This is a genomic window from Streptococcus fryi (genome assembly GCF_053206505.1).
Window position 1 is genome coordinate 1 of record NZ_JBRUGW010000010.1, and the last position, 14,820, is coordinate 14,820.

Consider the following 14,820-nt stretch of genomic DNA (forward strand, 5'->3'; position numbering starts at 1 on the left):
TTAAACATAACCCGCACTTTGCTTCGTCTTGTTCAGTTTTCAAGGGTCTTATGCCTCTTGCGAGACAACTTTTATATTATACCAGTCATTTTTTAACTTGTCAATAACTTTTTGAAAGTTTTTTTGAAACTTTTTTATGTGACTGTGTCTCACGAGACAACTTTTATAGTATAGCAGAACTTTAGCACCTTGACAAGTACTTTTTCAAACTTTTTTGGACTAAATTTGAAAAATAAAACTAGCTAAATTTCAAGTTAAGACGAGAAGGCAATGGTTTTTCGTCTGCGTCAGGATAACCGTGTCAATCTCGTAATGGCCGTTCTCCAGTCTTAGATTTATAACCTCTGGTCGTTCCTCGATAGACTTTCCAGCTTGTCTGAAGTCCGGACTGATGGTTCTCTTAGCAGCTCTGCTATGTCTTGGATAAAGCATATCAGCCTTAGTCAGACCCAGGTAACCGTGATGAAGCCAATAGTAGATGGTTGAGATTGCCGCCTGTACGCCCTTGGCTTTACGGCCTGAATTTTGGCGAAACTTGGTGTAAGCCTGTTGGGCATAGTCGGCAGAATAGTGTTTCTCAAACTTACCCTTTCTGACCTGCTGGAGACCGGTGTCACGTTTGATATCGTTGTTAATGGTTTGGGGCGCTTTTCCTAGCAAGTGTACTATTTGACGGTTACTTAGCGGAAGGTAATTATAAAATATCTTTATTTCTATCTGAGTAGCTAGTTTTTTGCCATTATTCAATGGATTATCATCTGTCTTGGAAATTATTTCAAGGGACCATTTGGCTTAATGCAAGAAATGATGATAGATTTGCGACTCATGTCGTTAAGTATTTCACTTGTAATGTGATAAATACAAATGAGACATAGGTAGGTTTTACTCTCCAATATTAGTAGCTAATTTTTTTAGAGCTTTCAAAATTATTAAAAAGCTCCTGCTACTTTCGTTTAGGTTAGAAGTAACAGGAACTTTGATATTAAAACGATTATTACATCATTCCACCCATCATACTTGGATCCATTTGTGGTACTGAGGTGTTTGGTTCAGGTTTGTTGGCTACGACAGCTTCAGTCGTCAAAATCAAACTTGCTACAGAAGCAGCATTTTGAAGGGCTGAGCGAGTTACTTTGACAGGATCAATAATACCTGCTTCAATCATGTTTACCCACTCACCTGTTGCAGCGTTAAATCCGATACCTGCTGCACTATTTTTGAGTTTATCAATCACAACAGACCCTTCATAGCCAGCATTGTAAGCGATTTGACGTACTGGTTCTTCAAGGGCACGTTTAACAATGTTACGTCCTGTTGCAGCATCACCATCTAGTTCAAGGCTAGCGACTTTTTCAATAACATTGACAAAGGCTGTTCCTCCACCAGCAACAATACCTTCTTCAACTGCAGCACGAGTAGCGTTCAAGGCATCTTCAATACGGAGCTTCATTTCTTTCAACTCGGTTTCAGTGGCAGCACCAACCTTGATAACAGCAACACCACCTGCTAATTTAGCTAAACGTTCCTGTAATTTTTCACGATCAAAATCAGAGGTTGTTTTTTCAATATGTGATTTAATCAATGCCGTACGATTAGCGATAGCTTCCGATGAACCAGCACCTTCTACGATAACCGTTGTATCTTTATCAACAGCAACTTTTGCAGCTTGACCAAGAGCTTCCATCGTAGCATCTTTCAACTCAAGACCGAGGTCATCTGTAATGACTGTACCACCCGTTAAAATAGCGATATCTTCAAGCATCGCTTTACGACGATCACCGAATCCAGGCGCTTTCACGGCTACAACATTGAATGTGCCACGAATTTTATTCAAGACAAGAGTTGGCAATGCTTCGCCATCCACATCATCAGCGATAATCAACAATGGACGATTAGTTTTCAAGATTTGCTCTAATAGTGGTAAGATGTCTTGAATATTTGAAATCTTTTTATCTGTAATTAAGATATAAGGGTTTTCAAGATTGGCAACCATTTTTTCATTGTCTGTCACCATGTACTGAGATAAATAGCCTCGGTCAAATTGCATACCTTCAACAACTTCGAGCTCTGTTTCCATACCGCGTGATTCTTCAATCGTAATCACACCGTCTTTGCCAACACGTTCCATAGCTTCTGAGATATACTCTCCCACTTTTTCACTACGTGAGGATACAGCTCCAACTTGGGCAATCGCTTCCTTTGTTTCAACATGTTGTGCTTGATGTTTCAATTCTTCGACAGCTACGGCAACTGCGGCCTCAATCCCACGACGAATGCCGATAGGATTTGCACCTGCTGTAACGTTTTTCAAGCCTTCACGGACAATAGCCTGCGTCAAAACAGTTGCAGTTGTTGTCCCATCACCAGCAATATCATTGGTTTTAGAAGCCACTTCAGCTACTAATTTCGCACCCATGTTTTCAAAGTGATTCTCGAGTTCGATTTCTTTAGCAATGGTTACGCCATCGTTAGTGATAAGGGGTGAGCCAAATGATTTTTCCAAAACAACATTACGCCCTTTAGGACCTAAGGTTACTTTGACAGTATCTGCTAAAATGTCAACACCACGAACCATGCTTTCTCGTGCATCTGATGCAAATTTAATGTCTTTTGCCATATTTTTCTCCTATTCTATAATCGCTAAAATATCTGCTTCACGGATAATTAAGACTTTGTCATCATTATCTTTAACGTCTACACCTGCATGACTATCAATCAATACAGATTGACCAACTGTCACACTTGGAGAAACCAGCTCCCCAGTTAGGGTGCGAATTCCTTCACCAACAGCGATAACAGTCGCCTTTTTAGTCTTGTCTTGGCTAGCACCTGCAATAACAAATGCACCGATACTTTCTTCTTTTTCCTCTTGTAGCTTAACAACCACACGATCACCTAAAGGTTTTAACATGATACTTCCTCCTATTTTTTAGCACTCTTGTATATTGAGTGCTAACTTCTCTTTTATTTTACCATTTGGTCAAAATTAGTCAAGAGAAAACTCTTTAGGAAATCGAAATTCCCCAATCAAAAATAGTGACAGGCGATATGACTTTTCACAAAAACAATACGACAACTCTTAGGAAGCTTATCTCTAGGAGTTGTCGTATTACATTATTTTCTAACTAACCATTATCAGTCATTCATGATGTCTAGGGATGCGATCACTCAGTAAACAAAGGACTTCATAATTGATACTGCCAACATACTGAGCAACATCAGTTGCTGAAATCTTGTGACCGCCGTCTTTCCCAATTAAAGTAACCTTAGTTCCCATCGGATAACATTTGGGTAAACGAATGGTTATCTGATCCATAGAAACACGCCCAACTATATCACAAAATTCTCCATCAACAAGCACAGAAAAACCTTGTAGATGTCGCACCCAACCATCTGCATAACCTATCGGAATTGTGCCAATCCATTCTCCTTTTGATGCGTGATAAGTTGCACCATAACCTATGGACTGCTCTTGTTCTAATTGCTTAACTTGAACAAGACAAGAGGTCAACGATAATGCTGGAGTTAAAGGAACAGGCAAATCTAATACTTCTCCACTCGGATTAAGCCCATAAAGTGCAATTCCCAAACGTACAGCATTAAAAATAGTCTCTTTATGCCATAGACTTGTCGCTGAATTGCTAGCATGAACCAAATCGGGAACCTTATCCAATTCACCTAAAATTGTCTTAAAGATAGTCAGTTGGCGATTAAAGTAATCTTGCGATAGCTCATCAGCTGTCGCAAAATGCGTAAAAATACCTGTTACCTTGACCGATAATTTTACAAGTTCTGACATCAAGACATTAATATCAGTAGCATTAGACAGGCCAATTCGTCCCATGCCAGAATCCACTTTGATATGACAAGACAACCCAGCCAATGATACCTTATCTCGCTTAACCATATCAAGCCATTCCAAACTAGATACGGTAATGGTCACATTATTAGCAATAGCTTCTTTCACCTGTTCTGGCATAATCACTCCTAGTACAAGAATAGTATTATTGATATTAGCCCTTCTAAGCTCCAAAGCTTCATCTATATTTGATACACAAAAGCCATCAACTTGTCCCTTAATAGCTTCAGCAACAGGAACCGCACCATGACCATAAGCATTAGCTTTCACTACGGCAAAAATTTGTTTGTCTTTTCCGAAATGTTCCTCTAGAAGCTGAAGGTTTTGTTTTATCGCCCCAAGACAAATCGTTGCTTGAGTTGGTCTATTAATACTGGGTATCATATTTCCTCCAAAATCACACTCGCTTGAACTAAGTTACCTGAATGGCTAATCGAGAGATGAACACGTCCTGAAAAGGCTGAACTTGTTAACACCGGGCGACCAGCCCTATCATTTAAAACTTCAATATCCCTAAAGCTTAATTGTCCAATACCGGTACCAAGGGCTTTTGAAAAGGCCTCTTTAGCAGACCAACGACCCGCTAGATAGGTCATTTGACGATGACCTTGTAAAGTTTCAAAAACGTCTAACTCTTTATCCGTCAAAATACGTCTAGAAAAGTTTGAACTCTTGCGATGAGCTTCCTCGATACGATCAATCCATTCTATATCAATACCATGTCCAACAATCATCACTCAACTTCTTTCTTTTCTGTAATATCTGTTAAATGGTCATAAATCATTCGTACCAATTGCTCTGTTTTATCCCAACCTAAACAGGCATCTGTAATAGATTTTCCAAAAACATCTGGTTCATCCTGACGACCATCCTCTAAATAGGATTCAATCATAAAGCCACGAACATGTCGGGCTATCTTCTCATTGTACAGACGATTCATCAAGGTCTCACGAACAATTCTCACTTGCTCAAAATACTGTTTACGTGAATTATCATGATTTGTATCAATCAAGATAAAAGGATTCTGCAACCCCATTTCTTCATAGCTATCAATTGTTTCTATAAGATCTTCATAATGATAGTTTGGGACGGAAGTCCCATCAGAACTGGTTCCGCCCCTTAATACCGCATGCGCCAAAGGATTACCAGTCGTCTCAACACTACGTCCCCCTTCAATCAAATATTGAGTTTGTTGAGCGGCATAAATAGCATTAAACATAACGCGTAACTGTCCAGAGGTTGGATTTTTCAAACCGACAGGCGCATCCAAAGCCGAAGCTATAAAACGATGCTCTTGATTCTCTACAGAACGAGCACCTACTGCATGATAGGACACTAAGTCATTAACAAGACTCAAGTGAGATGGATAAAGGAGTTCATCAGCAGTCGTCAAACCAGTCTCACTAATCACACGATAGTGTATACGTCGAACTGCAACCATTTTTTCTGTTACTGTGGTTTGGGATTCATGCAGAATACCTTTATAACCATCTCCGTTCGTACGAGGCTTAGCTGTGTAAACACGCATCACAATAAATATCTTATCTGAGACATCTTTCTGTAAAGCTGCCAGTTTATGAGCATAAGTTAGTACAGCTTCTTCATTATCTGCTGAACACGGCCCCATCACCAATAATAACCTCTGGTTTTCTCCTCTGATGATGGACGCTAAAGAGGTGTCACGTTCTTTTTTTATCTGCAAAGTGGCGGCATCTAAGGTGTATTTTGATGTCACTTCTTCGAGATTAACTCTTTCTCCCCTGTGGGCAATCCCCATGATATTACCTGACTTTCCAATTGTTATCACTGTCTCTTCTGGCACCAAATAAGGAGAAAGGAATATGTTTCAATTCCTCACTCCTTACACCATTTATTTACACTATGTTTATCAATAACTAGAAACGGCGACCGTGACAGTTCTTATATTTTTTACCAGACCCGCATGGGCATTTATCATTACGACCAATATTTTCAAACTCGTCGCCTTCCAAATCTTCCCAATCAATTGTCTTGGCTGAAATATTCTTGACAGCAGTTGTATGTGACTCTTCTGGCACACGCTCACGTTCCTGCTCATGAATCTGAGCCTTCATCATTGTCCTAGTGACATCGTATTCAATAGAACCTATCATATCTTGGAACATAGCGAAACCTTCTGATTGATAAGCGACAATTGGGTTATTTTGTGCATAGCCACGTAATCCAACAGCGCTACGTAGTTGATCTAGAGCATCAATGTGATCCATCCACTTATTATCAACAACCATCAAAATCAATACTTTTTGGAATTCTGTGATTGCTTCGTCATCTTTCAATTTTGAAATTTGCCTATCGTAGATCTCAATAGCACGTTCATACAAGTCTTCTTTAATTTGCGATGGCTTTTTCCCTTTAACATCCGATAAGCTATACTCATCTTCTGAAAGGATTGTTGTATGTGCGAAGTTAACGATAGCTTCAGCAGCGTTCTCTTGGTTCAAGCGCATGTGAGTATCAACAGCACGATCAATCGTCCGCTTAATCATACCCTTGATTTCTGGCCCCAAATCTCTGAAAGCCGTGATAACATCGTAGCGGTCACGATAGATGATTTCACGTTGCTCGCGCATGACGTCATCATACTGAAGCACTTGTTTACGCGTGTCATAGTTATTTCCCTCAACGCGACGTTGAGCTGCTTCCACTTGCTTGGTGAGCATACGTGATTTAATAACAGTATCTTCTTCTGTCAAATTCATACGTTCAAAAACTGCTTTGATACGTTCTGAACCGAAACGCTTCATCAAATCATCTTCAAGGGATAGGTAGAATTGAGATTCACCTGGGTCACCTTGACGACCTGAACGTCCACGAAGCTGATTATCAATACGGCGACTTTCATGACGTTCTGTACCAATGACACAAAGACCACCCAGGTCACGAACACCCTCACCAAGTTTGATGTCCGTTCCACGTCCAGCCATGTTTGTCGCAATAGTAACAGCACCACGTTGACCTGCGTTCATGATGATTTGGGCTTCTTTAAAGTGGTTTTTCGCATTCAAGACTTCGTGTGGAACTCCAGCCTCAACGAGCATTTTTGAAATCAAGTCACTGGTTTCAACAGCTACTGTACCAACTAGTACAGGTTGACCTTTTTGATAGCGTTCCTTAACATCCTCAACAACTGCTTTAAACTTGGCATTCAAGGAAGGATAAAGGAGGTCTGAGTGGTCAATACGTGCAATAGGACGGTTTGTCGGAATCGGAATAATACGCATGTTATAAATTTCGCGGAATTCCTCTTCCTCTGTTTTACCAGTACCAGTCATACCTGCCAATTTTTTATACATTCTAAAGAAGTTCTGATAAGTAATACTTGCACTTGTTTTTGACTCATCTTGGATTGGAACACCTTCTTTAGCTTCGATAGCTTGGTGGAGACCATCTGAGAAACGACGACCTTCCATTGTACGACCTGTAAATTGGTCAACGATAAGAATTTCTTGTTTTTCACTAACGATATAGTCAATATCTAGTGCCATAATATAGTTAGCACGAAGAGCATTGTCAATAAAGTGAGTCAAAGCAACGTTCTCTAAGTTATAAAGATTGTCAAGTTTGAAATAACTCTCTGCCTTATCAATTCCTGAATCAGTAAGGGCAATTGTTTTTGTTGGTACATCAATAATGTAATCGTCAGGTGTCAAAGTCTTAACATAGTGGTCAGCCAAATCGTACAATTTACTTACTTCTGAACTTTGTGCCCCTGAGATAATCAATGGTGTTCTAGCCTCGTCAATTAATACAGAGTCCACTTCATCTACCAAGGCAAAGTTCAACGGACGCTGTACCATTGCTTCTTGTCTAACAACCATGTTGTCACGAAGATAGTCAAAACCAACTTCTGAGTTAGTTGTATAAGTGATATCACACTGATATGCCTCGCGTTTTTCCGATGGCGATTTTGCCGCTAAATTGATACCTACCGACAAGCCTAACCAGCTATATAGCTCACCCATTTCGGTCGCATCACGAGTAGCCAAGTATTCATTAACGGTAACAACGTGAACACCTTCTCCAGCCAAAGCATTAAGGTAAACCGGCATAGTTGCAGTCAATGTTTTACCTTCACCAGTTCTCATCTCAGGCACATCACCATGATGCAGTACAATACCACCCATAATCTGTACACGGTAAGGGAACAAGCCTAAGACACGTTTTGCACCTTCACGTACAACCGCAAATGCCTCTGGTAACAGGTCATCTAAGGTTTCACCAAAGGTATATCTTTCTTTAAACTCTGTTGTTTTTGCTCTTAATGCTTCATCAGAAAGCCCAGCCATCTCATCAGCATAACTTTCAACTTTTTTTGCTAATTTTTCTAATTTTTTAATTTCGCCTTTATCGTTTTCGATAATCGTACGTATAATGTTTGCCATCACTTTTCCTTTCGATAGTCTAAATCACTTTATTGTATCATAAACAGCAACCTAATTCAAGGACGGAGATAGATAGAACAAGTGATACATCTCCCAAAACATGCTCATTCTAAAGCGAACGTAGCCATTACGTCCAATAACCAATTAACCCACATCTCAAGTAGTACTCCCCACAACACTAGAACAATATGTTACAATAATCTAAAAGGAGGTTATTATGGTTACTGATATCAGTCATTATAAACAAATGCTTGAACAGCCTTGGGGAAAAATACAATACGACATTACCTTTGCTCAACTCAAACAGATAAAGAACAAGGTCATCTTAGATTTTGGAGCGGGACTTTGTCTTACTAGCAAATTCTTATCCAAACACAATCATGTCACAGCCATTGAACCTAATCCTGATCTTCTTCAACGTGATATCAACGAAGGTTTTCAAAAAATTCTTGGAGGCTACAATAAATTAAAAGATCTACCTGAGCAGAGTTTTGATATCATCGTTTGTCATAATGTCTTAGAGTATATCCCTGTATCTGAGCACCAAAAATACCTCTTTGAATTTGAGAGACTACTCAAACCCAACGGTAAACTATCTCTCATCAAACACAATCAAGTCGGCAAGGTATTACAAAGTGTTGTCTTTGCAAATGACACAGAAACAGCCCTAAAGCAACTAACGAGTAATGACTTCAGCAGCCCTTCATTTACTCATGGTCACACCTATACGATAGATGAATTACTAGAAAAAACAACCCTAATTCTTGAAAACTATTTGGCAATCAGAACATTTTACTCTTTACAACCCAACCACTTTAAAAACGAGGAGGATTGGCTATCAAAATTGCTCGAGATAGAACTAGCCGTAGCTGACCTGACGCCTTATAAAGATATTAGCTTTTTACAACACCTTTGGCTTAGTAAACGGAGCTAACCTTAATTACTTTAATTAAAAAGCAACCCTCATTTCCCCTATTTTATTATGCTACTCATTAGTCCAATTTAAAAACAGCCTAGGAGGCGGGATTAACCTGCCTCCTAGGCTGTTTTGTCTCATTAAGCTAACTTGTCTATCCTAGTCAACTTGTTTTTCAAGAATAAATAACTCCGAATTAAAATCTTTAGCACTATCAAAGTACGAGTTGTTATATATAGGTACTCCCATATACATCAATTGACTTCCTGAATAAGTTCTACCGTTTAACAGATATTCTGCATCTTCTTCTAAATCCTTAAAATATAGTAGGACTTGACCTTGATTAGATAGACCAAGCAAGCGGTAAACTCCTGCGATGACTGTCTTTTTATCTTCTGAAACAACCTGCCACGCACATAAATCACCGTCAAATGGACTCATTAAACGGGTAAATGTTCCCTTTTGGAAAACTGTCCTATATTTCTTATAAAATACAATATGCTCTGCCATTCGATCCAATTCTTCTTGGTCACATTTTGACAAATCAATCTCATAACCAAAATTACCAAAATAAGCCACATTAGTTCTGGTCTCAAGCGAAGTTATTCTGCCCATTTGCTGATTGGGACTTTCTGACACATGGCATCCCATACTTGATAGAGGGTACACTATTGAAGTGCCATATTGGATTTTCAAGCGTTCAATCGCATCTGAATTGTCACTCGTCCATGTTTGTGGTGCATAGAAGAGCATGCCAGGGTCAAAACGCCCCCCGCCACTTGAACACGATTCAAACAAGATTGTCGGAAAGGCTGTCGTCAAGCTATCATATAGACGATAAACATTTAACATATAACGATGGAAAACTTCCCCCTGTCTATCATGCCCCAAAAGACTATTATAAACTTCTGTCAGATAGCGATTCATATCCCATTTTATATAATCAATGTCGTGTCCTGATAACAGAGTAAACAGTTGCTGATGAATATTTTGATAAACATCTTCTCGTGATAAATCCAAGGTATACTGATGTCTACCATGTGATTGCGTATGAGCTGGATGGTGCAAAATCCAATCCGGATGCGCCCGATAAAGATCACTATCTTTATTAACCATTTCAGGCTCAATCCACAACCCAAACTTCAACTTCATGTCGTGGATTTTTGAAATAACACCTGATAAACCGCTAGGTAATTTCGTCCTATTAACTGTCCAATCACCTAGTCCTGCCCTATCATGATTGCGAGCACCAAACCAACCGTCATCCATGACAAATAATTCAACACCAACACTAGCAGCCTTACCTGCCAATTCTAAAATTCGTTCTTCATCAAAGTCAAATGTCATTGCCTCCCAATTATTTAGTAGGATTGGACGTTCTTTATCTTTCCAAAAACCTCTAATCAAATGATGTTGATACAATTTATGATAGGTCTGACTCATGCCATTTAAGCCATCTTCACTATAAACCATAACAACTTCTGGTGTCTGGAATGTATCGCCTGCTTGCAATAACCAACTAAAGCGATGAGGATTTATCCCCAGACTTACTCTCGTCTGATTATAACTACTAACATCTACCTGAGCTAAGAAGTTCCCACTATATACTAATGAAAAACCAATCACTTCTCCACTATGTTCAGTGGTATAGGGACGTTTCAATGCTATGAAAGGATTGTGCTCTGAACTACTTGACCCCTTCAAACTATAAATTGATTGAACACCTTGGTGTAGAGGACTCGTCTGAACAAAACGTTCTCGCCCCCAAGCACCATCCAAATGCAGCCACTCGTAGTCCTTATCCGGCAAGTCTAAGGACATACTTAAAGCTCGGGTTAACACAATCGGCTTACCAATTTGCTCAAAGCGGGCACTTCGTGTCACCACTGGAAAACTTGAAAAAATAGTATAAGCTAATATCAGTCTCGTTTGAGATACCTCATCCCACAGAGTAACCTCCAGAGTCTCACAATCTTTTTCATCATTAGCATAAGTATGAGGAAGACCATCCAAGGCCTTTTTGCCTTGATAAATCATATGACTCTGATAAACAAAATGTGACAGCGTGCTCCCATCATGCTGTTTAATTTCAAAAGCTGGCAAAGCAAAATCACTAGTGCCATAACAAGCATATTCTTGACGGGCATGTTGCAATGAAAAATAGGTTTCATCATCATTAACGAAAGAAGTTAGAGGTCTGTCAAAAGACTGCATAGAGTCTGTATATAACCCTTTCGGACTAACTTTCTTACCATAATACAATTGACCTAGATGCTCATTTGGCAAGATATGCATGATGTAACTCATCTCATCATTATAAAGATGAAATTCCTGTGTTTCTTGATTGAATTGAATCGACATATTGTTCTCCTATAACTTCCCACCTGATGTTGCAATTCCTTGAATAAATTGTTTTTGGAAAATCACATATAAAGCCACCATAGGCCAAATCGCTAAAACACTTGCCGCCATCAATTGAGGGTAATTGACAGCATAAGCTCCCTGAATTTTAGCCAAAGCACTTGATAAGGTTGCTTTATCAGCATCTGAGTTAATGATTAAAGGCCACAATAAATCTTTAAAAGCAAATAAGGCTGTAAAAATAGACAAAGCTATCAAACCTGACTTCGCTAACGGCAACATGATTTTAAAGAATGTCTGACCAATATTACAACCATCTAACTTAGCTGATTCTTCCAATTCCTTTGGTAACCCCATAAAAAATTGTCTCAACAAGAAAGTGCCAAATGCACTAACTAAACCTGGGAAAACCAAGGCAAAAATACTATTTCGCATTCCCATACCATCAATCATCAAATATTGTGGAATAACAAACAATTGAGGAGGTACCATCATTTGGAACAAGACTAATCCAAATAAAAAGTTACGACCAGGGAATTCTAAACGAGCAAACGCATAGGCCGCCATAGCAGAGAACATGACTGAACTAAAAATGCGTAATAGCATCATCATAATCGTGTTAAAATACAAAATAGGAAAATTATTGATTCGGATAGCCTCTGTATAGTTATTCACCATCCATTCTGACGGAAAGAAATGAAACGGATTCATCTGAGTTGATTCTGTCACAGTTTTAAAAGAAGTCAAAACCATCCACAAAAATGGAAGCACCATTCCTAAAGATACCAAAATGAGAAAGGCATGAATGCCAATCATTGACCATATTTTCTGTTTTTTCATCATCGTCTCCTTAATTATAATGAACCCATTTCTTCTGGGCTTTCATCTGTACCACTGTAATCATCAAGATAATGACTAACAAGAGCATCACAATCGTTGACCCATATCCCTTATCTGAATACTTAAAGGAATTATTATAGAAAAGATAAACCAAAGATACTGTCTTATCATAAGCAGGACTCTTAATATCTTCCATCATATAAATAACGTCAAACACCTGCATAGATTGGATAATACTGGTTATCATGACAAAAAACAAGGTCGGTGACACGAGAGGCAGAGTTATTTTAAAGAACTGTTCCACCGGTGTGGCTCCATCTATACGAGCCGCCTCATAGTAATCTGTTGGAATTTCCTGAAGTCCCGCCAAAATCAGAATCATACTATAACCAACAGTACTCCACACCCCAATTAGAACAATAGCGTAAAGGGCTATAGAAGGATTTTCAATCCAATTGACAGGACCAATACCAACTTTCCCTAAAACATAATTGATTAGACCAAAATCTGTATTATACAACCATTTCCAAACCATTGTTACTGCAGCCGGTGCTGCAACCATTGGTAAGAAAAAAATAGTACGATAAAGATGTTTTCCTTTTATCTTTGAATTTAATAACACGGCTAACAGCATTGCTAGGCAGACCGTACAAGGCACCACTAGCAACGTATACTTTAAAGTATTCCAAGTCGCTTGCCATACCTGACCATCTGAAATGAGACGAACATAATTTTCAAATCCTACAAAAATATCATTACGCCCAAAATCACCGCTTTTATAAAAACTCATCTTCAAAGTCTGAAAAATAGGAATAATATTTAAAACTATTAAACCAATAATTGTAGGAGCCACCATTGCCCAGCCCCACAAAGCCTCATTCAGACGCTTTTTATCTTTAAACATTCCGACTCCTTTACTAAAAAATCTGGAGAGGGTTAGCTCCTCTCCAGATAGTCAATCTTATTTTTCTGAAGCTAGTTCTTCATTCATCATCTTAGCTGTTTCACTTGATGCTTCCTTAGTTGATTTTTCACCAAGATAAGCTGGTTTCAAAAGCTCATAAGCTTTATCTTCCCATTTTATAGTTGTTTGTGAATAAGGGCGAATTTGTGCGTAATCAACCATATCCACATAATTCTTGATGTTGAAGTTTTTGTTGGAATCAACCCATGTTTCTGCAGTGCCTTTATAAGCTGAAATAGCAACTCCAAGTTTTGCTTGCATTTCTTGTGCTTCTTTAGAACCTAGGAATTCAACCCATTTCCAAGCTTCTTCTGGATGCTTCGTATTAGCTGCAATCGCATGTCCTAAACCATTGAAAATAGTAGAACGTGTTCCATCAGGACCTTTTGGCAAAACAGCTACATCAGCGTTTTCACGAATATAATCGTTGGCAGTAAAACCAGATAAATTCCAAGAACCAAATAAACTCATCGCTACTTGACCATTTTGGAAAGCTTCCGCCCGTTCTTTATCTACTGTAATAGCTGGCGAGATGTTTTCTTTTACAAAGCTAAAATAGTAATCTAAAGCTTCAACTGTCTTAGGATTGTCATAACCTGATTTAAGGTCGTCAGTAATAACTTCACCGCCATTTTGATAGATAAAATTATAATACCCCTCTTGGTTACTCAAACCTGCACCAAAACCGTATTGACTACCATCAGCTTTAGTTAATTGCTTAGCCACTTCTTTTAGTTTTGCCCAATCCCATGTATCGTCTGGATAAGCAATACCCGCTTCATCAAACATCTTTTTATTATACCAAAGCCCAATAGTATCGAAGTCTTTTGGAATAGCATACTGTTTGCCTTTAATATTATAAATGTCATTTAATCCATCTGGGAAATTGCTCAGTTTAGTTTTTTCACTCTTCGCTAAATAATCATCTAAAGGAAGAAGCATTTCATTAGAACCGTAGCGATAAATCTCATTTGAGTGCATCCAGAAAGTATCTGGAAGAGAGCCACCAGTTGCCCCTGCTTCTAACATCGTCCAATAATTATCCCAGTCTACCACTTGGATATTGACTTTGATATTTGGATTTTCTTCCTCAAATTTATCTGCAATTTGACGAAGACCAGGCTCTTGACCTGAGTCCCAAATCGCATAAGAAATTTCTGTTGTTCCTGACGTTGACTCAGTTGCCGTATCCTTTTGAGCCCCTCCTGAGCAAGCTGCTAATAGGAAGGTTGATGCTAGAGCGCCAATATAATAAGCTGCTTTTTTCATTTGTTTCTCCTTTTTTATGTATTATATTAAGACATTCCTTAATATAACCTTGTGCTTTATGCTTTTAGTATATAAAAACGCCTTTTAAAACAACATAGCATAAAATGACCTCTTTTATATTATTTTGGGCTCTTTTTTCATTTTTTCATATGCAATGTCACAAATCAATATGCTATAATAAAGTTAAGAC

General features: G+C 38.7%; 11 protein-coding genes and 1 pseudogene. 1 reads left to right on the forward strand and 11 read right to left on the reverse strand.

Features of this window, described 5'->3' with window-relative positions:
• Positions 1–252: 252 nt before the first annotated feature.
• From ACVRZH_RS04000 to secA, 7 genes and pseudogenes are all read right to left on the reverse strand, one after another.
• Positions 253–681 (reverse strand): annotated as a pseudogene (locus ACVRZH_RS04000) (transposase family protein); the annotation flags it as partial.
• A 313-nt stretch (positions 682–994) separates the two neighbouring features.
• Entirely contained in the window at positions 995–2,617 is a 1,623-nt protein-coding gene (groL, locus tag ACVRZH_RS04005) for a chaperonin GroEL (RefSeq protein ID WP_447454034.1), read from the reverse strand.
• Between the two features lie 9 nt (positions 2,618–2,626).
• Entirely contained in the window at positions 2,627–2,911 is a 285-nt protein-coding gene (gene groES, locus ACVRZH_RS04010; RefSeq protein WP_447454035.1) for a co-chaperone GroES, read from the reverse strand.
• 228 nt (positions 2,912–3,139) lie between these two features.
• The gene (gene alr, locus ACVRZH_RS04015) at positions 3,140–4,243 is read right to left on the reverse strand and encodes an alanine racemase (RefSeq protein ID WP_447454036.1); all 1,104 of its coding nucleotides are present in this window, start codon (positions 4,241–4,243) and stop codon (positions 3,140–3,142) included.
• Positions 4,240–4,593 carry a holo-ACP synthase gene (acpS, locus tag ACVRZH_RS04020; RefSeq protein ID WP_447454037.1) on the reverse strand — a complete coding sequence of 118 codons (354 nt, stop codon included), beginning with the start codon at positions 4,591–4,593 and terminating at the stop codon, positions 4,240–4,242. Before acpS ends, alr begins: the two co-directional genes overlap by 4 nt.
• A complete protein-coding gene (locus ACVRZH_RS04025; RefSeq protein WP_447454079.1) occupies positions 4,593–5,636 on the reverse strand; it encodes a 3-deoxy-7-phosphoheptulonate synthase in 1,044 nt (347 codons plus the stop codon). Before ACVRZH_RS04025 ends, acpS begins: the two co-directional genes overlap by 1 nt.
• 118 nt (positions 5,637–5,754) lie before the next feature.
• The gene (gene secA, locus ACVRZH_RS04030) at positions 5,755–8,280 is read right to left on the reverse strand and encodes a preprotein translocase subunit SecA (protein WP_447454038.1); all 2,526 of its coding nucleotides are present in this window, start codon (positions 8,278–8,280) and stop codon (positions 5,755–5,757) included.
• A 217-nt stretch (positions 8,281–8,497) separates the two neighbouring features.
• Between secA and ACVRZH_RS04035 the strand changes: the two genes are divergently transcribed.
• On the forward strand, positions 8,498–9,214 hold the full coding sequence (locus ACVRZH_RS04035; protein WP_447454039.1) for a class I SAM-dependent methyltransferase: 717 nt from the start codon (positions 8,498–8,500) through the stop codon (positions 9,212–9,214).
• Between the two features lie 141 nt (positions 9,215–9,355).
• Here the strand turns inward: ACVRZH_RS04035 and ACVRZH_RS04040 are convergent, their stop codons facing one another.
• From ACVRZH_RS04040 to ACVRZH_RS04055, 4 genes are read right to left on the reverse strand one after another with little or no spacing between them, the layout of a single operon-like run.
• Entirely contained in the window at positions 9,356–11,557 is a 2,202-nt protein-coding gene (locus ACVRZH_RS04040) for an alpha-galactosidase (RefSeq protein WP_447454040.1), read from the reverse strand.
• Positions 11,558–11,566: 9 nt separating this feature from the next.
• Positions 11,567–12,400: a carbohydrate ABC transporter permease gene (locus ACVRZH_RS04045; RefSeq protein ID WP_447454041.1), complete on the reverse strand. Its 834-nt coding sequence runs from the start codon at positions 12,398–12,400 to the stop codon at positions 11,567–11,569.
• 7 nt (positions 12,401–12,407) lie between these two features.
• Positions 12,408–13,301 (reverse strand): carbohydrate ABC transporter permease, encoded by an 894-nt coding sequence (locus ACVRZH_RS04050; protein ID WP_447454042.1) that lies wholly within the window; start codon positions 13,299–13,301, stop codon positions 12,408–12,410.
• Positions 13,302–13,358: 57 nt separating this feature from the next.
• Positions 13,359–14,630, reverse strand: a complete 1,272-nt coding sequence (locus ACVRZH_RS04055) for an ABC transporter substrate-binding protein (RefSeq protein WP_447454043.1) — start codon at positions 14,628–14,630, stop codon at positions 13,359–13,361.
• Positions 14,631–14,820: the final 190 nt, after the last annotated feature.